The following is a 21572-nucleotide window of genomic DNA, read 5'->3' on the forward strand; positions in this document are numbered from 1 at the left end:
CTACCCTCCGGGCATTACTACTTTAAGGTCATGCAGTGGCGGGTCTGACTCCCGGTTGCGCCTCGGTTTTTCAGCCTGTACCCTATGCTTAAATTATACTCTAGCGCTAGAAAAGTGTTGACACTTTTGATAAAAGATTTTTTTTGCAGGCGGCTTTAGCCGCTATTCGCTTTCATCCCCGCTTGCTTTGTGACGGGGTTATCAGCGTTTAGACGCTGATAACCTCATTTTGGCTTTTAGTTTTGCCCTGGGCAAACATCACTAACACAGGACTTACCCCTCTACACCTGTAAAACCTCTGTAATTCTCTATTTCCCCTTGCCCGATCGGAAATTACCGATTGGCTAAACCCCTGATTTTTCCTTTAGGTGCGCTTGACCCATTAAGAATTAAATTCGCGCTTTGGTGCGCGCCTCCAAGGCCGCGAGCAATCCCTCGCGGCCTTGGGTCGCACCTTTCGGCAAAGCCGACGCGGGGCGCGTTCGGGTCGCACCTTTTGAGCGGCCTAAGTCCACTTGCCAGATCCGGAGGCCCTTGATGAGAGTAATTTGATCATCAGGCAGTCAGGGAAAGGTTGCTGTTGGGGCAACGGTTGATTTCGCTGCTTAATCTTCCTAGTTGTTTATCTTTCTAGAAAAGTACCATAATCTGAGTGTGAGTTCCCGCTTCCTATACTATGGTTTTGCTTGAGCAATTACGAGCCAATGATTTGGAATACTACTGTCGTGCTAATCTCAACCTCTATGATTCGCCCAACTGTGAGAGTTTGACAACACAAGCAGCCACAGGAAGGCACTTGCGGGTCAAGTCTGTCCCACCTGTCGGTAATGCCTTAGAGGTGCGTCTGTGCGAAGATAACTATTCTGGTTGGTTGCCTGTGTCGGATTTGGCTGTACTGGACATAGCTAACACTCCTTATCGCCCCATTTCTCTGTCTCCAGATCAAATCCAAGCACGAATAAAAGCGGTGATTGGGTTTACTAAAGCAGCAATGCACCAAAATCCCTACTACCTTTGGGGGGGTACAGTAGGTCCCAACTATGACTGTTCAGGGTTGATGCAAGCAGCGTTTGCAGCATCGGGGATTTGGTTACCCAGAGATTCCTATCAGCAAGCAGCTTTCACCCAAACCATTAGAATGGAGGAATTACAACCAGGGGATTTGGTCTTTTTCGCTACCGCCCAAAAAGTGAACCATGTAGGATTGTATCTAGGTAATGGTGATTACATTCATAGTTCTGGCAAAGATCATGGTCGTAATGGGATTGCAATTGACCAACTTTTAGAACAAGGGGATGAGATAACAAAGTATTATTACCGACAGCGCTACGGAGCTGGGCGAGTTGTGGCAAGTTATCAGCCCTAGTCACCTAGCACAATTATCTAGCACAGTGATCTAGCACAGTGATCTAGCACAGTGATCTAGCGCAGTTATCTACCACTGTACTGCTCATAGAGTTGATCCCAATCAGACTTTCTGTGAAGCTCTCAGCAGGGCTTGAGGTGAAAAGACTAACAAATATGACCACAAAATATCCTCACAATTTCCTTTCCTCAGAGAAATATTCTGAGCTTTCTAAAATACTCCTGGTGATGATCTTGTGATTATACTGATTATTGAGGGAAGACTGTGGGTAGATGTATCCCTAGCTTATCTGTAGAATTTCTGACGGATCGAGCCCAGCAATGAACACCACTCAGTCTCACATAAACAGTACTGAAACAATGGCAGAGGGAGAGTCCGCCCTAAAGATCTTGTTTTCTTTATCACTTGATCTATTATGCACCTTTGGTCAAAACGGATATTTTCAACAAATCAATCCGGCTTGGGAAAAGGTTCTAGGATGGACTTGCTCCCAATTGCGATCGCGACCTTGGATTGAGTGGATTTATCGAGAAGATCGGGAATTTACTCTCAATGCCCTTCGTGATTGTGGTCACGGAAAACTAGTCGAATATCGGAATAGAATTTACCATAAAGATGGTAGCTTGCGTTGGCTGGCTTGGAGAATTTCACAGGATGAACAGGGTCTTATCTATGCTGTTGCTAAAAATATCACTAGCATTAAAGAGCTAGAATCTGGATTGGACGATGGTAACTCTACTGGCTGCTATGAAGGCAGTAAGGGCTCTGAAAATCTCAATCCAGATGATCAAAACTTAAAAAGTTACTTTGCTTTATTAACCGCATGGCTTTATCGCTATAAAGCGGTTAGTCAAATCAGTGGTCAGCTGCTCTACGAATGGAATACCCAGACCAATGAATTGATTTGGGGTCACAATATTGAACAAGTATTGGGTTATTACCCAGGGGAAATCGCCAACACTGGGCAAGGGTGGGATCAGTTAATTTATCCTGATGATTTAGAACGATACCGACACATCATTGAACGGGTGATTGTCACTAAGGAGCCTATTGATCTTGAGTATCGGATGCGTAAGAAGGATGGCACGTACATCACTGTTGAGAACAAAGGACAGTTTTACCTAGATAGTGCCGGTAATCTCAATCGTCTGGTGGGGTTAATTGTTGACATCACGGAGCGCAAACAGGCAGAAGAGGCATTACGCCTGAGCGAAAAACGATTTCGGCTAGCAGTGGCTAATTTCCCCGGTACATTTATGATCTATGATGCCCAGCGGCGGCTCCAGTTTATCAATCAACAAGGCGTTAAGCTAACTGGAGTGTCTGATTCACCGCTACTGGGTCACACTGACGAGGAAATCTATCCACCTGTATTTAAGGATATCTATGTGAAACTCCTACAAAAGGCTGTGGAAACCCGTACTCCACAAGTGGAAGAACTGACTCTGACTTTGCCAGAGGTTGGTGAACTCACTGTCCTCGCTACCTATATTCCCCTGCTAGATGAGCAAGGAAATATTTATCAAGTTATCGGGATTATCCAAGATACTACCCAGCGCAAGCAGGCAGAGGTAGAACTACGGCAAGCCTATCAGCAATTGAGACTAAATACAGCAGCGGCTTTAGACGAGAAAGATGCCCAATTTCGACGGGTGTTTGATGAAGCACCTATCGGAATGTCACTCTCAGATTTGGATTATCAGTTTATTCAGGTGAATCGGGCTTTGTATGAAATGCTCGGATACACCAAGTCTGAACTAATGGCTCTCAATGGTTTGGCAATTACTCATCCTGAAGACCTAGAACAAGCCCAGCCTTATATTAGGCAGGTCATACAAGGAGAAATTGATAGTTTTAAGTTAGAAATACGTTACCGCAAAAAGAATCAAGATACCCTCTGGGGTAATTTAACCATGATGGCTATGCGAGATCAAGCAGGAGAAATCCTGTGTATTTTGAGCATGGTTGAAGACATTACAGAACGCAAGCAGGCAGAGGAGGCGGTACGACATAGTGAAGAACGATTTCGTGCTATCATTGAAGATCAAACTGAACTGATCTGTCGGTTGAAACTTGATGGCACCCTAACGTTTGTCAATGATGCTTACTGCCGCTATTTTGGCAAAGACCGCTCTGAATTAGTAGGGAAAGTATTTTTGCCAAAAATGCCTCCGGAAGACGAAGACATTGTTACCCGGAACTTCCGTTCTCTTTCTGTAGAGAATCCGATTAACACTTACGAACACCGAGTTCTTCTCGACTCTGGAGAAATTCGCTGGCAGCAGTGGAGTGATCGAGCTATGTTTGATGAACATGGCAACTTTATCGAATGCCAGGCGGTGGGACGGGATATCACTGAACTTAAGCAAGCAGAAGTAGATATTCGTAATGCATTGGCTAAGGAAAAAGAACTGGGTCAACTCCGCTCAGGTTTCGTTTCATTAGTTTCTCACGAGTTTCGCACGCCACTGACTACCATTCAATCTTCTGCTCAAATGCTGCAACGCTATCAGGAAAAATTGTCCCCTGAGAAAAAACAGAAGCACCATGATAAGATTCAGCATGCTGTGCGCCGGATGACTCAACTTTTGGATGATGTTCTAACGATTGGGAAAGCCGATGCGGGTAAACTCAAGTTTGAGCCAGCACCCATGGATTTAGTTGCTTGGTGTCAGGACATACTCGAAAATATCAAAATTAACCTAGGTTCTAAGCATAGCCTGATGTTCATTAGTCATGGTAGCTGCCAAAATGCCCTAATCGATGAAAGACTTTTGAGTCATGTCGTTAACAATTTGCTGTTCAATGCCATTAAATATTCCCCAGAAGGAGGTACCATCAAATTTGAACTCAATTGCAATTCTTCGACCGCAGTAATCCAGGTTCAAGATCAGGGGATCGGCATTCCTAAAAAAGACCAAGAGAAACTATTTGAGTCCTTTGAAAGAGCGAGTAATGTTGGCAGCATTCCTGGGACTGGACTGGGTTTAGCGATTGTCAAAAAATGTTTAGACTTGCACCAGGGTACAATTGCTGTCAACAGTGAAGTTGGTGTGGGAACGACATTTACGGTTACCCTACCCCTCCACTTGGCTAATGACCAAAATAATGAGTAATATTAAATCCGGTTAATCACTTCTAGAATGGTTGATCGCCTTTGGTGAATTAATTATTAATAATTATGAAGTATTAATTATTGATAATTAATACTTCCTTCATTGAAGTCTTCTGTATTCGTGACATACTCCCGACCCTGCCCTAACGGGACAGCGCGGGCTTCTTACCAACTCCTGCTATTGCTTTGGATACTCGATAAGCTTTATTAACGACACGGTCAGAAGTTACCGCAAGAATAGGGCAGCCTTTATGGTTAGTCGGTTATGGGTAAAGGGTTAAAACTTTATGATTAAGGCTGCCCTATTCTAAGGTTTCCTCTCCGGGATGCCCCGACCCGCCGGAACAATGCAAAAAGTTGTATCTCCAAAGTACTGTAGGTGCGACCCGTGGCCAATTTAATTCGCCGTTCGCGTAGCGTCTCCTACGGAGAAACGCGCCCCGCGTCTCCGTAGGAGAACGGAAAGCGCACCTATGGAATTTTACCCATCCACAGATAACTCAAACTATTAAGCTTTTTTCTGGATGGAACCCCATATTCGGTGGTTTTATTGGTTCAATTGGCAGGTGGCGGTTAGCACTTAATTTGTTTTCCCTACCATTTATAGTATATCACATTGAAAAGCTCCGTTCCGACCCTTTTCCCGCGCTTCCCATACGACACTTACTTTTAAAAAGTAAAGTGCGGGGCTTCTCGCGGTTTTGCTAATTCTCAGTGCGCTTGACAATCAACGATCAACAATGACCCCTCAGGTTTCTATCAAATTCTTGCAAGTTCAGGAAACTAGCGAGTCTACTGGTTCAACTCCCAGTTATCGCCTTGACAGCTATATTGCCCAACAAACACCCGACTTGTCTCGCTCTCGTATCCAGAAGCTGATTGAACAAGGCAACGTGCAAGTGAATGATCAGGTGTGTATCTCAAAAAAAGCTAAAGTTCAGCTAGGCGATCGCATATCCCTGACCATACCTGACGCTAAACCTCTGGAATTACAACCGGAAGTCATCCCCTTAGACATTCTTTATGAAGATGAGGTTCTGATTATTATCAACAAACCGGCTGGTTTGGTAGTTCATCCCGCACCTGGTCATGAAAGTGGTACTCTTGTCAATGCCCTTTTAGCCCACTGTCCTAATCTGACAGGTATTGGTGGTGTTCAGCGTCCAGGCATTGTCCACCGCTTGGATAAGGATACAACTGGTGCAATTGCGATCGCAAAAACTGACCAGGCTCATGGACATCTACAAGCCCAACTCCAAGCCAAAACTGCTCAAAGACAATATTTAGGTGTAGTCTATGGTGCTCCCTCTGCCGAGTCTGGCACCATTAACCGACCAATTGGACGGCATCCTGTAGACCGCAAGAAAATGGCTGTCGTGCCAGTAGAAAAAGGGGGACGCCCAGCGATTACCCATTGGCAAGTCCGAGAACGACTGGGCAACTATACCCTGATCCATTTCCAATTAGAAACTGGTCGCACCCACCAAATTCGTGTCCACAGTAGCTATATTGGTCATCCCATTGTTGGAGACCCCGTTTACAGCAGTGCTCGTTCTGTCGGTGTCAATCTACCGGGTCAAGCACTTCACGCTTGGCGGCTACAACTAAAGCATCCAGTTTCTGAGGAGTGGATTGAGTTTGTTGCCCCTCCCCCCCTAGCGTTGATCAAACTCTTAGACTTGCTACGACTTCGCTTCAGCTAGTTCCTTGTTCTGAGACCGATATGGCACTAAGGATTCGTAGTCGATGTTTACAGCTGACACTCGTGGGATAGTGTTGCCTTGGGGAGACAGATCCCGTGCCATGCCCATATACAGAGACGGATCCCCTGCCTTGGCCTTCTTGTCTTGTGGGATATAACTGCGCACCTGGGTCTGCCAAATGATTTGTGGGAAGCCCAGTACTGCACGGTAGTATTCGTTGTAACGTGGAGATTTGATGTTGAATGGTGTTTCACCCTGAGGCCGACCAGGAAGCACTCGACGCCGTTGATAGGGGACGGTGTTGTACCCAAAATTCTCCATGTACTCTTCGCTGTCGAGCAGTTGATCGACGAAGCCTTGGATGCCCTTTGTGGCAATTATAATTGACCAGGCTAATTTTTCTCTTTCGCCATAGATATCACGTCCAAGCACCCGCTGCACGCACTGTTCTACAACGCGATAGTTGCTGTTTTTGTCATAGAAGCTGGTCTTGAAGGTTTCAGAAAGCAACAACCCACGAATGAAGTCCCGTACTGTGATCTGACCGAAGCGGAGTTGGGACTCCAGGAACGGTTCACGATCCGAAGCAAAGGCATGGAAGAAAATCTGACGGTATCCTGCCTCGATTAGGGCATCCATGTCCCCGGGGGAGAGCAAGTTTTCAGTGGAATAAATTCTGGGTTGCTCTTCTCCTGGTATCTCATACCCATCTATGCGCGCATTCTGCGTCACAGGGGCGTAGCCTAGTAAAGGAATAGCCACGTTTTTATCTCCGTATTCTTAGAAAATCTTACAAACCTTAATCAAATATATAATGAATCCTGTGTCAGTCTATAAAAAAATTGTATTTTAATCGATATCTTAATCTCTCAAGGAACCACTGATAGCTGGGACAGCAGCCAATAGTCAATAGTCAATAGCCATCGGTTAATCAACTAAGGGTATTCTTTTTCGATTACTCTGTGTGTTCCCCTTTGAGTTAATCTCCTCAATCACTAATAGGTTATTAATTTTGATTAAGTAAAACGTTAATCAAAGCAATAATTTTTAATATTTATTAAAATAGCCCGAAAGAATTAGACCAAACAATTAGACAATAGCCGATCGCTCCTAGCATCCATACCCCATCCAAAAAGACAGTGAATTAGTCTTGGATGGACACTCAGGCCAATCCCGTAAGTAAGTTTCCAGATCTAATTGCCAGCGTGGCGGTTTTAATCCCAGACCCAAACAGAGATGGGAAATAACCTCAAAAAAACGCTGATCGTGACCAGGGGCACCTAAATGAGCATGGGCATATTCATGGATGACAATACTCAACCAATCAGACCGTGCAATGCGTCCGACATCAATTAATATTACCGCCGGAGTGGCTAAGATGTTGCAAAAGCCATCAATACCAAACTTTTCCCCTAAAGGGGTTGCTAAAATCCGCATTGGGCGGCACACGGAATCATGATAGCAGCTATGACAGGCGTCTAGGCAAGTCTGGAGTTCACCATTAATGGCATCAATGTGATTGCCAATCCAGGTATAAATGCGATCGCGTTCTTTAACATTATCAGTGATCTCTACCATACTTGGGTCTAAAGCCAGCTGACCCACAGCATTCAGATACTGGTAGCCCCGGATTAACGGATCATCGCTGATGGTGGAATCACCAGCCCAAGATTGAATAATACTCTTCCGGTGCCAAGACATTTTGTTGTTGTTGAGATGTCACCCCAATATTAGCGCCAGTATTAGCCCCATTATCTAGATTAGATTCAATCCGGGTTTCGATACAAAATGATGCGCTGCTAAATCCACCAAAACGTTTCACTATACTGGTACGCATCCGCCGAGATGGAGTGATAAACGAGAAACGCTCATGAGCACTCATGGTTTCATATTCAGTAATCAGCACTAGCCCATCTTGAGCATCCATCTGATAAATACCAGCCACTGGCATGGTTTCAGCGTAACCTTTTTCCCGCAATAACTTCCCCTGTCTAGGAGAGTCCCGATCTGGAACCACCACCATCACCGTCGAGTCTTTGTGACCCTCATCAGTCGGATCCCAAGCCATTGTGCCCTGCCAACTGACCAAAGCTCCACCTGCTGCCAAACTCGGATTAATCTTATGAAGCTCACACAGCTCAATGACTTGGGGATGATCAGCCTCTAAGGTGGCTACATTGATGTCCAACTCTCCCTTCTCTGCTTGTCGGAAGGCTAGGTGGTGGGTTGTGCGTTGCGATCGCCAGTTGCCAGCACTGAGCTGGAAAAATTCCATGGCATCAATAATTGGATCCATATTATGGTATTTGGTTTACCGAGTTTTTACTTAAATTTTACTTAAGCTTGAATTTTTGCATATTCCTGAGATTTTTCCAAACAAGCCATCCATGCCCAAGCCATAATGATTTCCACTGCTACGCTACATATACTGATACTAAACGGGCTTGTGCCACTATATACGTGGGTTTGGCGTCAGGTTTTGCATAATATCATGTCCGAATAATTACTCTTAATCAAAATCTTCCCATCTCCCCATCAATATTTATTTATTATCGGTATTCAAACAGCTAAGTCCGTCAGACATACAGGCACAAGGGCAAATCATCGCTTTCCGGATTTTTGTTACAGTTTGTATATTTGATTACTTATTGCTTGACAGAATCGACGTTATTCTATAAGTGTGCTAGATTGATTAACAACGGCCAAAAAAAAGAGCAGTCGGAACACTCGTCCGTCTGCCCTAATCAACGTATGTAAGCTTAGGAGTAAACCTATGGAAACGCCTGGGAAGCTAAGTTTGGAGCAACAGTTCCAGATGAAAATCTACCAAGACCAAGTCAAGCTGTTGAGCCAGGAGGAGGCTCAGTCCTATCTCTTGGAAGTTTTGCGTCAAATGATGGTTAAGGAGAATCTATTCCGCCATCTACTCAAAAACGCTTAACTTTTAATTAGCTGCGAAGGTTTCACTTTGCTTGACTTGTTTTAAGGGGTGCGTCAGTCGTACCTACATTGGACGAATCTACACTGGCATGGGAACGCCTATCATCTAAACCTTAATCTAAACCTTCGCTGCTGATCTGAACCTGCTAATAGCCATCGTAGCGCTTCAGCCCTTGCTGGGCTACTACTGTATAATAATAGTGTATTTTATCAATTTCGACTTACGTAAGAACATCGAGATAGTCAGGGAATTAGATACTTAGGGAATTAGTATAGTCAAGGAATGCTTACCAAGACCCCTTGGCTGTTAATGGCTTAAATTTACAATCTTGAATTTACAATATTATTTTTACAATCGGGACTAGGTTGCATAGTGCTATCCTTAAGCTTCTTCCGAATTGTAGCACACATGATAGGATTAGGGGTGCTCGATTTTTACGTCACTTGCGATTATCCTCCCTTTCAGGTCAATCAGCACTTAGGCAAAATTGGGCAACCAAGCAACCCCCTGAGCTACCAAAGATGTAGGGTGTGCAGTACACAGACCGATTCATCAAGCTGGCCAAAGGCCGGTGCTATCCACTGCCCACCACAGAGCTAGAGGTAGGGTGGGCAGTGGCTCAGACCGATTCATCAAGCTGTTGATAACCAAGCTAAGCACTGCCCACCAAAGATGTAGGGTGGGCAGTGGCTCAGACCGATTCATCAAGCTGTTGATAACCAAGCTAAGCACTGCCCACCACAGAGCTAGATGTAGGGTGGGCAGTGGCTCAGACCGATTCATCAAGCTGACCATAGCCAAAGCTAAGCACTGCCCACCAAAGGATTAATCCCTAGGAGCCATTAGTAATTCTCCTTAGATCCTCGCAAGAAGGGGATTTGCGCCAAGAGTTAGCCCAGGCCTCCGGGGTGGTAGGGAAAGCGGTGAGAATAACGGTACCATCAGGACCAATCAGCCAACCCTGAGCTTCCACAATCCGACGCCTTGGACGCTTTCGAGCCGACTCCTGGCCAGCAGCGGGAGAATGACGTTGACTCTGATAATTTTCTGTTGCCGAGTTATCTAAGGTCACCCAATCTGCTATTACAGTTCGGCTGATGATTGGCTCAAGGGGACTCGGAGGTAAGCCACCCCGTCCAGTAATAATGAATTCATCCCCTTTGGAATCATCCGATGCCACTTTGACATTGTCAGCACAGGTAGCAGCAATCAGTGTAGATGGATCAACTACAGTAGTCGGTAGTTCCACTAAACCCTGAGAGGGATTAACCCCAAGGATGTTGATTTCGATGTTACCGTCTACACCACGCTCAGAACTGGCGGTGATATCACTCAAGTCAGTTGGTTGATCGGGGAAGTTGAACCCAAAGATGCCTTGAGCGGTAAGTGTAATATTACCACCCATGCCATCAAAGGCATTAGCGGTAATGTCGCTATCTTCTTCGAGGAAGGCAAGAATTAAATCAGCACTAATGGTTATATTGCCGCCATTTCCCGGTTGGTCTTCGGTACCGGCGCTGGTGCTAATTTGACTCCCGTCGCGCAATAGTAATAAATCCTGTAGGGTCAGAGTAATATTGCCACCATCTCCGCTAACAGTTTCAGTAGAGATATTACTTTCTTCAAGGGAGATAGAGTCAGCCTCCACCAAGATGTCACTAGCATTTCCTTGGCCAGAACTACTAGCCGTCACTTGAGCGTTATTGGTTAAAGACAGCGAGCTTCCCCGAATGATGATGTTAGGGTCTGGGTCTGGTTGAGAGTCAACAACTGCTGTTTCCTCTACAGCTGTAGTAATTCTGCTGTCTGAGAGGGAAATGGAGTTGGCATTGAGTGTGATTGTTCCTATTTCGCCAGTAGTAAAGGTAGTACTTAGAATAGCACTATTGTTTTCTAGGGAGATGGAGTCAACATTAATTATTATTATGCCAGCATCCCCAGTACTTTCATCAATCGTTCTGGTACCAATAGTACTGCCGTCTCTGAGCACAAGTGAGTCACCAGTAATGGTTATTATTCCAGCATCCCCACTGCTATTGTCTTGAGTCTCGCTGCCAATACCATTGCCCTGACCTTCCAACAATACAGAACCGGCGGTGATTGTGATCTGACCAGCATTGCCAGTACTGTTATTTCTAGTGTTGGTACCAAGACCAAATTCTTCTCTGAACACAAGTGAGTCAGCAGTAATGGTGATTTTTCCAGCATCCCCACTGCTATTGTCTTGAGTATCGCTGCCAATACCACCTGGATTTTCAAACAATACAGAACCGGCGGTGATTGTGATCTGACCAGCATCGCCAGTACTGTTATTTCTTGTGTTAGTACCAAGACCAAATTGTTGTCTGATCACAAGTGAGTCAGCAGTAATGGTGATTTTTCCAGCATTCCCACTGCTATTGTCTTGAGTATCGCTGCCAAGACCACCTCCATTTTCAAACAATACAGAACCGGCGGTGATGGTGATCTGACCAGCATTGCCAGTACTGTTATCTTGAGTGTTGGTACCAAGACCACTGCCTCCTCTGAACACAACTGAGTCAGCAACAGTAATATTGATGTTTCCAGCATTCCCACTGCTATTGCCTAATGTATTGCTCTCAAGACTACTGTCATTTTCCAACAATAGAGAACCAGCTGTGATTGTTATATCTCCAGCATTGCGCTCGCCTTTGGTATTGCTATTGATTCCGATCCTTTCCAATGCGATCGCACCAGCCGCAGTAATGGTAACTGCTCCTCCGCCAGTATTAATTTCTCCATTCATCAAGTCCACATCACCACTACCGGAGTTGTCACTATCCGCTTCTAGGACTAGATTCAGGAAACCACTGTTGGCATTTATTGAAAAGTTTTTGAGACTAATATTATTGGCCGCTTCCAAACTTAGAGTGACTTCCCCTTCTGTCGTTTTGGTAATGCCAAAGCCATCTGCGGTGATATTTCCTTCCTGAGTGCCTGTGCTTCCAGTAGTGATGGTGACATTGGTGCCAGCATTGAGTTGAGCTTCAATATCTGGGATATTTACCACTGCATCATCCCCAGTGGGAGTGAAGATATTGCCATTACTATCAAAGGTGCCATTGGATGTATCGGCAAAGCCAAGAGTAACATTCCTCGGGTCAAGCAACCAGGTTCCTGCTAAACCATTTGGAGCACTAGCATCCACCTTCACTCCCGTAACATCGAGAAAATTGGCACTGGATGTCTCGATTAAACCGCCATTCCCTGATTGCACTCCCCCCCGTGCGGTTAATGTGCCTACAGCGCGAGTGGATTGATTTGACCAAATCACAATCAGACCACCATTACCAGTGCTAACCGCATCAGCATTGATAGTGGTCTCAGGACCGAGATAGGTAGCTGTGGCCAATGGCAGCTGTCCTTGACCTTGGAAATCCCCACCAATTAGTGCCTCTCCACCACTACTGTTTCCAGACACATCAATGGATGCACTGTCAAACAAGCCAACTTGATCCCCTAATACTGTTACTTTGCCTCCAGTTTGTCCTGGAGATAAATTGGCAGTGTTTAGGGCACCAGAGATGATCACTGTTCCTGGCTCAAGTGGCACAATAGTACCGGAATTGGTAAGTGTTACCTGACCGTCAGGGGTAACTGTTACGCCGGTGTCATCGTCCAAACTGCTCAAAAATTCAGTGACAGAGGCCGGATCGGATGGTGTTAATGGCACCGTTGGAGTCGATAGTGTCAATACCTGTCCAGCTTGCCCCAATTGCACTAATGTTTCACTCGGAACCCCTAATATATTAATCTCACCCCCTGGTGCTAGGATATCCCCAGTGCTAATCACACTGCCACCGACTAAGGTGACAGAATGTCCCTGTCCGACAGCTAAATTGCCAGCATTTACGATCGGCTGAGGATGGTTCTTTCCATACTGCAATCCCGGAGTAATGTTAATGGTTAACAGGGGTGGTTCTTCGGGATTGGTCGCACTAAACTCGGTGCCATTGCCAAAGACTATACTATTACCGGTACTTCCGACAAAGGAACCGGCTACATCTAATTGGGAATTGGCTCCGAAAACAATACCATTAGGATTGAGCAAAAACAAGTCGGCGGCACCATCTACTCCCAGGGTTCCGAAGATCTTGGAGATGTTACTACCAGTTACTCGGCTCAGAATAGTGTTAATGCCAGCGGGATTGGCAAAGTAAACCCGCTGCAAGTCCCTAACATTAAATTCAGAAAAGCTATGGAATAGGTGATCCCCTCTGGTTGCTCCACCTTCAATCAAGTCAGCGGGAAGTCCTTTAACCTCTACATTTGGTTTAACTACAGAAGGGTTATCCCCCAAGGTATGATCTGGAACAATCTGAGCCAGAGCTGGATTGACTGAATGGGTAATCCCATAGTATCCACTCAGAGTTATCCCACCAAAAATTACTAGCGAGTGCAATATTTTCATGTTTACTTAGCCTCCTATATTTAACCTTGGGAGTGATCTAACCAACTATGCTCCGATTTAGCTGTCCGGCAAAAGAAGCCCCACACCTAATGCGTAGCATAGGTGTGGGATGAATTTTGCACAGGGTATTATAAAATTGCTATAATAGTATGTACTGAAAAACAAAGCCGAAAATGCTGGTTTGTCAGTCACCTACGTTCCTAAAAAATAGAACTTATTGTATTGTTCCGGCGCGGAGGGGCATCCCGTGTCGTTAATAAAGCTTGCCGAGTATCCGAACCGTTGGGTGGAGTTGGCAAGAAGCCTACACTGAACTCGAAGAGTCAGTGTAGGAGTATGTCACGAGTAAGTAGTCAGAACTCAGGAGTATGAAGAATTGCTTGTCTAGTAACTTTTAAGAGAAATTGGCCAAATAATCAACTAATGGTTATTTCTAATCCTACTAATCATTGCTTAATTGTTCTGATCAGATGATTAAGTTTCGTTCCCGTAGCGTGACCATTCGCGTAGCGTGGCCTAAAGGCCAAGGTCAATGGCTTAATTACTATTGCGCCGCCATAGCTCTAGCGGGATTAGCTGGCCATAGGCTTGGGTTTGCACTGCCCACCAAAGATGTAGGGTGGGCAGTGGCTCAGACCGATTCATCAAGCTGGCCATAGCCAAAGCTATCCACTGCCCACCAAAGATGTAGCCATAGCCAAGCTATCCACTGCCCACCAAAGAGCTAGATGTAGGGTGGGCAGTGGCTCAGACCGATTCATCAAGCTGACCATAGCCAAAGCTAAGCACTGCCCACCAAAGGATTAATCCCTAGGAGCCATTACTAATTCTCCTAATATCCTCGCAAGAAGGGGATTTGCGCCAAGAGTTAGCCCAGGCCTCCGGGGTGGTAGGGAAAGCGGTGAGAATAACGGTACCATCAGGACCAATCAGCCAACCCTGAGCTTCCACAATCCGACGCCTTGGACGCTTTCGAGCCGACTCCTGGCCAGCAGCGGGAGAATGACGTTGACTCTGATAATTTTCTGTTGCCGAGTTATCTAAGGTCACCCAATCTGCTATTACAGTTCGGCTGATGATTGGCTCAAGGGGACTCGGAGGTAAGCCACCCCGTCCAGTAATAATGAATTCATCCCCTTTGGAATCGTCCGATCCCACTTTGACATTCTCAGCACAGCTAGGGAGAATCCTTGTGGAGGGGTCAACTACAGTAGTGGGTAGTTCTACTAAACCCTGAAATGGATTAAACTCAAGGATTTTGATTGTTATGTTACCGTCTACACCACGCTCAGAACTGGCGGTGATATCACTGAAGTTGGTTGGTTGATCCGGAAAGTTGAACCCAAAGATGCCTCGACCGGTAAGTTCAATCTTACCCCCGTTGCCTTCAAAAGCATTAGCGGTGATGTCGCTATTTTCTTCCAGGACGGCAAGAATGAAATCAGCCTTAATGGTGATATTGCCACCATTGCCTGGTTGATCTTCGGTACCGGCGCTGGTACTGATTTGACTCCCATCGCGCAATAGTAATAAATCCTGTACCGTGAGAATAATATTGCCACCATCTCCGCTAAAGGTTTGACCAGAGATATTACTATTGTTTTCTAGGGAGATGGAGTCAGCAGTAATTTTTATCTCTCCAGCCTTGCCAGTACTGTTATCTCTAGTGTTTGTACTAATACCACTTTGATTTTTGAACTCAACTGAGTCAGCATTAATTATTATTATTCCAGCATTACCTTTGCTATTGTCTTGAGTATTGCTGCCAAGACCACTTTGATTTTCCAACAATACAGAACCGGCTGTAATTGTTATCTCTCCAGCCTTGCCAGTACTGTTATCTCTAGTGTTTGTACCAATACCACTTTGATTTCTGAACACAACTGAGTCAGCACTAATGGTGATTGTTCCACCATTCCCTCTGCTATTGCCTTTGGTATCGCTGCCAAGACCAGTGCCATTGTCTTCAAACAATATCGAACCAGCTGTGATTGTGAGCTCTCCACCATCCCCACTACTGTCATCGGTAGTGTTGATACCAATACCACTGTTGTCTGTGAAAACAACTGAGTCAGCAGTAATGGTTATTTTTCCACCATCTCCACTGCTATTGCCTCTAGTCTCACTGCCAAGACCACTACCCTGGCCTTCAAACAATATCGAACCAGTTGTGATTGTGATATCTCCAGCATTGCCACTACTGTTATCGGTAGTGAAGGTATTAATAGCACTGCCTCCTCTGAACACAACTGAGTCAGCAACAGTAATAGTGATGTTTCCAGCATTCCCAGTGCTATTGCCTTTAGTATTGCTCTGAAGATCACTGTCGTTTTCCAACAATAGAGAACCAGCTTTGATGGTTATATTTCCAGCATTGCCCTGGCCTGAGGTATCGTTATTGATGTCTAGACTTTCCAATGCGATCGCACCAGCCGCAGTAATGGTAACTGCTCCTCCGCCAGTATTAATTTCTCCATTCATCAAGTCCACATCACCACTACCGGAGTTGTCACTATCCGCTTCTAGGACTAGATTCAGGAAACCACTGTTGGCATTGATATCAACGTTTTTGAGACTAATATCATTGGCGGCTTCCAAGGTCAGAGTGACTTCCCCGTCTTTGGTTTTGCTAATGCGAAAGCCATCTGCGGTGATATTTCCTTCCTGAGTGCCTGTGCTTCCAGTAGTGATGGTGACATTGGTGCCACCATTGAGTTGAGCTTCAATATCTGGGATATTTACCACGGCATCATCCCCAGTGGGAGTGAAGATATTGGAATTACTATCAAAGGTGCCATTGGATGTATTGGCAAAGCCAAGGGTAACATTCCTCGGGTCAAGTAACCAAGTTCCTGCATTTCCATTGGCTGCACTAGCATCGACTCTGATTCCCGTAACATCCAAAAAATTCCGACTGGATGTCTCGATTAAACCGCCATTCCCTGATTGCGCTCCCCCCCGTGCGGTTAATGTGCCTACAGCGCGAGTGGATTGATTTGACCAAATCACAATCAGACCACCATTACCAGTGCTAACGGCATCAGCATTGATGGTGGTGTCAGGACCGATATAGGTAGCTGTGGCCAATGGCAGCTGTCCTTGACCTTGGAAATCCCCACCAATTAGTGCCTCTCCACCACTACTGTTTCCAGAAACATTAATGGATGCACTGTCAAACAAGCCAACTTGATCCCCTAATACTGTTACTTTGCCGCCAGTTTCTCCTGGGGAGAGGTTGGCAGCGTTTAGGGCACCAGAGATAATCACTGTTCCTGGAGCCAGTGGCACAATAGTACCGGAATCGGTAATTGTGACCTGACCGTCAGGGGTAACTGTTACGCCGGTGTCATGGTTCAAACTGCTCAAAAATTCAGTGACAGAGGGAGAATTAGATCCTATTGATGGGGTTGGAGTCGATATTGTCAAAATCTGTCCGGATTGCCCCAACTGCACTAAGGTTTCAGGAGGAACCCCTAATATATTAATCTCACCCCCTGGTGCTAGGATATCCCCAGTGCTAATCACACTGCCACCGACTAAGGTGACAGAATGTCCCTGTCCCACAGCCAAATTGCCAGCATTTACGATCGGCTGAGGATGGTTCTTTCCATACTGCAATCCCGGAGTAATGTTAATGGTTAACAGGGGTGGTTCTTCGGGATTGGTCGCACTAAACTCGGTGCCATTGCCAAAGACTATACTATTACCGGTACTTCCGACAAAGGAACCGGCTACATCTAATTGGGAATTGGCTCCAAAAACAATGCCATTAGGATTGAGCAAAAACAAATTGGCGGCACCATCTACTCCCAGGGTTCCGAAGATCTTGGAGATGTTACTACCGGTTACTCGGCCCAGAATAGTGTTAATGCCAGCGGGATTGGCAAAGTAAACCCGCTGCAAGTCCCTAACATTAAATTCAGAAAAGCTATGGAATAGGTTATCCCCTCTGGTTACTCCACCTTCAATCAAGTCAGCGGGAAGTCCTTTGACCTCTACATTTGGTTTAACAACACTGGGATTATCCCCCAAGGTATGATCCGGAACAATCTGAGCTAGAACGGGATTCACTGAATCAGTAATCCCATAGTATCCACTCAGACTGATGCCACCAAAAATTACTAGCGTACGCACTATTTTCATTCTTCTTAGCCACCTATACCTAACCTGAGTTCTAGCTATCCAACTATCCTCCGATTCAAAACTAAGTAGTCAGAACTCAGGAGTATGAATAGTTGATTGTCTAGTAATTTTTAATATAAATTGGCGAAAGGATCAACTAATGGTTATTTCTAATCCCACTAATCATTGCTGAATTATTCTGATCATATAATTAAGTTTCGTTCCCATAGCGTGACCATTCGCGTAGCGTGGCCTAAAGGCCAAGGTAAATACTTTAATTACTATTGCTTTGCCATAGCTCTAGCGCGATTAGTTTCAATCATTTGCTCCAGCATTTCCCTAGAAACACAACGGCGTTCAGAGCAATAAGTCATGAGATTGATCCCATTCATCATGCGCACAGTGCTGACTCGGACACGAAAATCATCGGTGATAAACCAACAACGTTCTTGACCCTGATTATTCTGGTAATTGGTATCAATGGTGAGGATGCCATCTTTGCCAAACCAATACCGACTCACTACCGGAATACTTTCCACATAGCCCTGGTCTCGAATGAGTTTACCACTAAGCTTAGTTTCATCATCTGGAACATCAATCAGAATTGCGGCATATTTGGAATTTGGTTCCCGGTCATCTAAATTGATTTGCCACATAAAGCTCGCTCCTCCCATCGCCTGGCTTGGGTCAATGCTTTGGAGGTCACACACGGCTTGGACTTTAGGGTTATCTTTTTCGATGACTTGAACAATCAGATTGGATTCTCCGGATTCATCGGCAGCGTTATCAAAGTGATGAACTGTGCGTTGAGTAAACCACTTGCCCTCGCTTTTGCGAAAGAAGTCCATCATGGTCATGGGTGGCTTGAGTCGCATTTTTGCTTGAACCTCCTAATAGTTATAGATGGGTAGAGCTAGCCCCTACCCTAGAAATAGTAATGGTTTTTAATATCCTGTTTTCCCACCAGAACGGTAAAATAACTCTGGCAGTTCCAGGTAGAGTTGAGTAATGACAATTAGTCAAACTCGGTTAAGCGATCGCACTAACAACCAAGCTATGGATATCTTAAAACGGTTCCAAGCCGGAGAGTATATCTCTGATGCTAATCTTGAGGGCATTGATTGGAGTCAGAGAGACTTGTACCAGGTTAACCTCAGTGGTGCTAACCTACAGAAAGCTAATTTGAGCCAAGCTACCCTGACTGGGGCTAATCTTAGTCAGGCAATTTTGCGGGAAGCGAATCTGAGGGGAGTTGATCTCAGGGGAGCTGACCTGACTGGCGCTGACCTGACTGGAGCTGATTTGGAAGGGGCTTATTTAAACCGGGCGGATTTAAGGAAGGCTAATTTGACCATGGCTAACTTAAATGAAACCAACCTACAAGTAGCCCTGTATGACCGGGAAACTACTTGGCCAGAAGGATTTCGCTACAAAAGTTCTGGGGCTGTTGGGCCTGGTGCTAATCTCAATGGTGCTTTTCTCAATACTGCTAATCTCAGGGGAGTTGACTTGCAAGGGATTAGAGTAATAGGAGGCTATCTCAGCGGAGCGGATTTAACCGGTGCTAATTTACAGGATGCTGCTTTGAGTGGATCCAACTTACGGAAGGCTTTCCTGACCGGGGCTTGCTTGCGCAATGCCCGTATGAGTGGCGTGGAGCTGGAGGGAGCGGATTTGCGAGGGGCCGACCTGACTGGAGCAGATTTAAACCATGTACAAAATATTGCTGGGGCTGACTTTACCATGGCTCAAGGCATCAGTGAAGCTACCCGTTCCATGCTTTTGAATCAACCATTTAAGGAACTCGATACCTGGAATCCCTATACTCGAAGTAATACTCGGGAAAGTTTAGGGGCTAGTCATCCTAGTTGAAGGTTGAAGGTTGAAGGTTGAAGGTTGAAGGTTGAAGGTTAAGGGGTTGAAGGTTAAGGGGTTGAAGGTTAAGGGGTTGAAGGTTGAAGGTTAAACCATTCAAACCTGTAACCTGTAACTTGTAACTTGTAACCTGTAACTTGTAACCTGTAACCTGTAACCTGTAACCTGTAACCTGTAACCTGTAACTTGTAACCTGTAACCTGTAACCTGTAATTTGTAACCTGTAACCTGTAACCTGTAACCTGTAACCTGTAAGCTTATTATATAATCACCATTTAAGAACGTCACCAAAATGTCTGAGATTCAAGAAGCCCAGCCATCAGCGGCAGAAATTGAGGAAGTTATTACTGAACTAGAGAAATATCGGGAAAGAATCGTTAATGATGTGATGAAAATGGCCCAGAAGGTGAAATTGCCCAAAAAAGCGGCGATGGAGCATATCAAAAACCACCCAGAAATTATTAAGATCGACGCTGCTCTGGAAAATCTCCGCCCCCAGGAATCCTCTTTGCCATCAACCTGAAGCAACTGACTCAAGCAACTGGAATTACCCATGGTTACATCGGAAACTGAACCGCCAGCTCCCTCTGAAACTGACCGTTTGCTGGCTGATGTCAATACCCAACTTGCTGAGGGAAACGTTGATATTACTAATCCGCAACAGTTAAAACAGATGGTTGAATCCCTAGCTGATAGTCGGGGAATGGTCAGACTGGGATTCGTGGAAGCCTTCGGCAAGATTGGTAAGCCAGCTACTCCGTTTTTGCTTGAAGCACTAGCTAATCACTCAAACCCAGTGGTGCGCAGGTCTTGTGGCAAGGCTTTAGCAAAAATCAGGGCTCCCCAGGCGGTTCCTACCCTGATTGATGCCTTGTTAAATGATGAGGATACAGTGGTCAAGAGTTCATCGGCTGGAGCCTTAGCCAGAATGGGAGAAGCCGCTGTTCCAAAGTTGATTGAGGTGTTGGAATCAGCAGAGTATCCCCAATCTGCCAAAGGTCATGCCTCTTGGGCCCTAGCTTTCATTGGGTCAGAAGCAGCTGAGCACCTGTATCAGGCAATCCACTCGGAATCGGAAGATGTGCGGATGGCAGTAGTCGGAGCGATCGCTAATTTGGTGGATGAACCAGGTAATGACCAGGCTACAGAGATTCTTTTATTAGCACTGAAAGATGAATCTGTCAATGTTCGTGCCGAAGCAGCTACATCGGTAAGCCAACTTGACCCCCAGGTAGGGGTTCCCCATTTAATCCCGTTACTGGAAGACCCCAGCCAAGAGGTGAGGCGGAGGGCAATCTTATCCTTAGGGAAGCTTAAGGATGAAGCTGCTTTACCCCCATTAACAGCCAAGTTATCCGATGACCGAGAGGAAATTCGTCAACTGGTCAAAGTAGCGATCGCAAAAATTCAGAAGGGTTGAAGGGTTGAAGGGTTGAAGGGTTGAAGGGTTGAAGGGTTGAAGGTTGAAGGTTGAAGGGTTGAGGGTTGAAGGTTGAAGGTTGAAGGTTGAAGGTTGAAGGTTGAAGGTTGAAGGTTGAAGGTTGTTCGCCCTTGGTGTTCGGTGTAGGGTAGGTTGTTCCCGTAGCGTGGCCTTTTGGCCAAGGTTTAAGGTTGTTAGCCCTTGGTGTTACCGTAGGGTAGCTTAAAAAAAATCATTGATAAATCTAGCGGTTATCATATTTATGAGGTACAGAGAATTTTTTTTCTGTTCCCTGTTCCCTGTTCCCTGTTCCCTGTTCCCTGTTCCCTGTTCCCTGTTCCCTGTTCCCTGTTCCCTGTTCCCTGCTCCCTGTTCCCTGTTCCCTATAATCCCCAAATTGTGTACCTCACCAAAGTAATAAATACACTATAAAACAATCAAAGTTTCGATACTTCATAAGTAATACTTCATAATTCATACTTTATAATACATACTTTCTAAGATAGTCGTCAGTTTCAATCACAGAGAATCTCAGAAGTTTACAAATCTTGATAATTTAGGGTGATCAGGGCATTGTATAAATAAATGTGTGAAGGTG

Annotated in this window: 17 protein-coding genes; 9 read left to right on the top strand and 8 right to left on the bottom strand. The window is 45.4% G+C overall.

What is annotated here, in order from left to right; all coding sequences use genetic code 11:
• Positions 1–676: 676 nt before the first annotated feature.
• The 3 genes from F6J90_RS14865 to F6J90_RS14875 all read left to right on the top strand — a co-directional run bounded on the left by F6J90_RS14865 (position 677) and on the right by F6J90_RS14875 (position 6184).
• Positions 677–1366: a C40 family peptidase gene (locus tag F6J90_RS14865; protein ID WP_293094629.1), complete on the top strand. Its 690-nt coding sequence runs from the start codon at positions 677–679 to the stop codon at positions 1364–1366.
• A 320-nt stretch (positions 1367–1686) separates the two neighbouring features.
• Complete coding sequence (locus F6J90_RS14870; RefSeq protein WP_293094631.1) at positions 1687–4482, top strand: PAS domain S-box protein; 2796 nt, start codon at positions 1687–1689, stop codon at positions 4480–4482.
• Between the two features lie 739 nt (positions 4483–5221).
• Complete coding sequence (locus F6J90_RS14875; protein WP_293094633.1) at positions 5222–6184, top strand: RluA family pseudouridine synthase; 963 nt, start codon at positions 5222–5224, stop codon at positions 6182–6184.
• On the opposite strand, the gene F6J90_RS14880 is transcribed toward F6J90_RS14875, so the two are convergent.
• The 3 genes from F6J90_RS14880 to F6J90_RS14890 form a co-directional block, all read right to left on the bottom strand.
• Positions 6164–6946 carry a phycobilisome rod-core linker polypeptide gene (locus F6J90_RS14880; RefSeq protein ID WP_293094635.1) on the bottom strand — a complete coding sequence of 261 codons (783 nt, stop codon included), beginning with the start codon at positions 6944–6946 and terminating at the stop codon, positions 6164–6166. The genes F6J90_RS14875 and F6J90_RS14880 overlap by 21 nt on opposite strands.
• Before the next feature lie 348 nt (positions 6947–7294).
• Positions 7295–7885 (bottom strand): hypothetical protein, encoded by a 591-nt coding sequence (locus F6J90_RS14885; protein WP_293094638.1) that lies wholly within the window; start codon positions 7883–7885, stop codon positions 7295–7297.
• Entirely contained in the window at positions 7842–8468 is a 627-nt protein-coding gene (locus F6J90_RS14890; RefSeq protein ID WP_293094908.1) for a phycobiliprotein lyase, read from the bottom strand. The genes F6J90_RS14885 and F6J90_RS14890 overlap by 44 nt, the downstream gene beginning before the upstream one ends.
• 489 nt (positions 8469–8957) lie before the next feature.
• Between F6J90_RS14890 and F6J90_RS14895 the strand changes: the two genes are divergently transcribed.
• Complete coding sequence (locus tag F6J90_RS14895; RefSeq protein ID WP_008183188.1) at positions 8958–9125, top strand: NblA/ycf18 family protein; 168 nt, start codon at positions 8958–8960, stop codon at positions 9123–9125.
• Positions 9126–9677: 552 nt separating this feature from the next.
• On the opposite strand, the gene F6J90_RS14900 is transcribed toward F6J90_RS14895, so the two are convergent.
• Together F6J90_RS14900 and F6J90_RS14905 are read right to left on the bottom strand one after the other, a co-directional pair.
• Positions 9678–9908: a hypothetical protein gene (locus F6J90_RS14900; RefSeq protein WP_293094640.1), complete on the bottom strand. Its 231-nt coding sequence runs from the start codon at positions 9906–9908 to the stop codon at positions 9678–9680.
• A gap of 49 nt (positions 9909–9957) precedes the next feature.
• On the bottom strand, positions 9958–13557 hold the full coding sequence (locus tag F6J90_RS14905; RefSeq protein ID WP_293094643.1) for a filamentous hemagglutinin N-terminal domain-containing protein: 3600 nt from the start codon (positions 13555–13557) through the stop codon (positions 9958–9960).
• A gap of 470 nt (positions 13558–14027) precedes the next feature.
• Here F6J90_RS14905 and F6J90_RS14910 point away from each other — a divergent pair, with 470 nt between their 5' ends.
• Complete coding sequence (locus tag F6J90_RS14910; protein WP_293094645.1) at positions 14028–14216, top strand: hypothetical protein; 189 nt, start codon at positions 14028–14030, stop codon at positions 14214–14216.
• Between the two features lie 151 nt (positions 14217–14367).
• Here the strand turns inward: F6J90_RS14910 and F6J90_RS14915 are convergent, their stop codons facing one another.
• Both F6J90_RS14915 and F6J90_RS14920 read right to left on the bottom strand, forming a co-directional pair.
• Positions 14368–17700, bottom strand: a complete 3333-nt coding sequence (locus F6J90_RS14915) for a filamentous hemagglutinin N-terminal domain-containing protein (RefSeq protein WP_293094647.1) — start codon at positions 17698–17700, stop codon at positions 14368–14370.
• Positions 17701–17960: 260 nt separating this feature from the next.
• Positions 17961–18554, bottom strand: a complete 594-nt coding sequence (locus F6J90_RS14920) for a phycobiliprotein lyase (protein WP_293094650.1) — start codon at positions 18552–18554, stop codon at positions 17961–17963.
• Positions 18555–18687: 133 nt separating this feature from the next.
• Between F6J90_RS14920 and F6J90_RS14925 the strand changes: the two genes are divergently transcribed.
• The 3 genes from F6J90_RS14925 to F6J90_RS14935 all read left to right on the top strand — a co-directional run bounded on the left by F6J90_RS14925 (position 18688) and on the right by F6J90_RS14935 (position 20974).
• Positions 18688–19551 (top strand): pentapeptide repeat-containing protein, encoded by an 864-nt coding sequence (locus F6J90_RS14925; RefSeq protein ID WP_293094652.1) that lies wholly within the window; start codon positions 18688–18690, stop codon positions 19549–19551.
• A 295-nt stretch (positions 19552–19846) separates the two neighbouring features.
• A complete protein-coding gene (locus F6J90_RS14930) occupies positions 19847–20077 on the top strand; it encodes an acetyltransferase (protein ID WP_293094654.1) in 231 nt (76 codons plus the stop codon).
• Between the two features lie 30 nt (positions 20078–20107).
• Positions 20108–20974 carry a HEAT repeat domain-containing protein gene (locus tag F6J90_RS14935; protein WP_293094657.1) on the top strand — a complete coding sequence of 289 codons (867 nt, stop codon included), beginning with the start codon at positions 20108–20110 and terminating at the stop codon, positions 20972–20974.
• Here F6J90_RS14935 and F6J90_RS14940 read toward each other — a convergent pair.
• Positions 20962–21156, bottom strand: coding sequence for a hypothetical protein (locus F6J90_RS14940; protein ID WP_293094659.1), 195 nt, complete (start codon positions 21154–21156; stop codon positions 20962–20964). The genes F6J90_RS14935 and F6J90_RS14940 overlap by 13 nt on opposite strands.
• A gap of 80 nt (positions 21157–21236) precedes the next feature.
• Between F6J90_RS14940 and F6J90_RS14945 the strand changes: the two genes are divergently transcribed.
• Complete coding sequence (locus F6J90_RS14945) at positions 21237–21392, top strand: hypothetical protein (protein WP_293094661.1); 156 nt, start codon at positions 21237–21239, stop codon at positions 21390–21392.
• The last annotated feature ends 180 nt before the right edge of the window (positions 21393–21572 follow it).

Origin of the sequence: Moorena sp. SIOASIH, from assembly GCF_010671925.1 — a bacterium.
In the GTDB taxonomy this organism is placed as follows: Bacteria; Cyanobacteriota; Cyanobacteriia; order Cyanobacteriales; family Coleofasciculaceae; genus Moorena.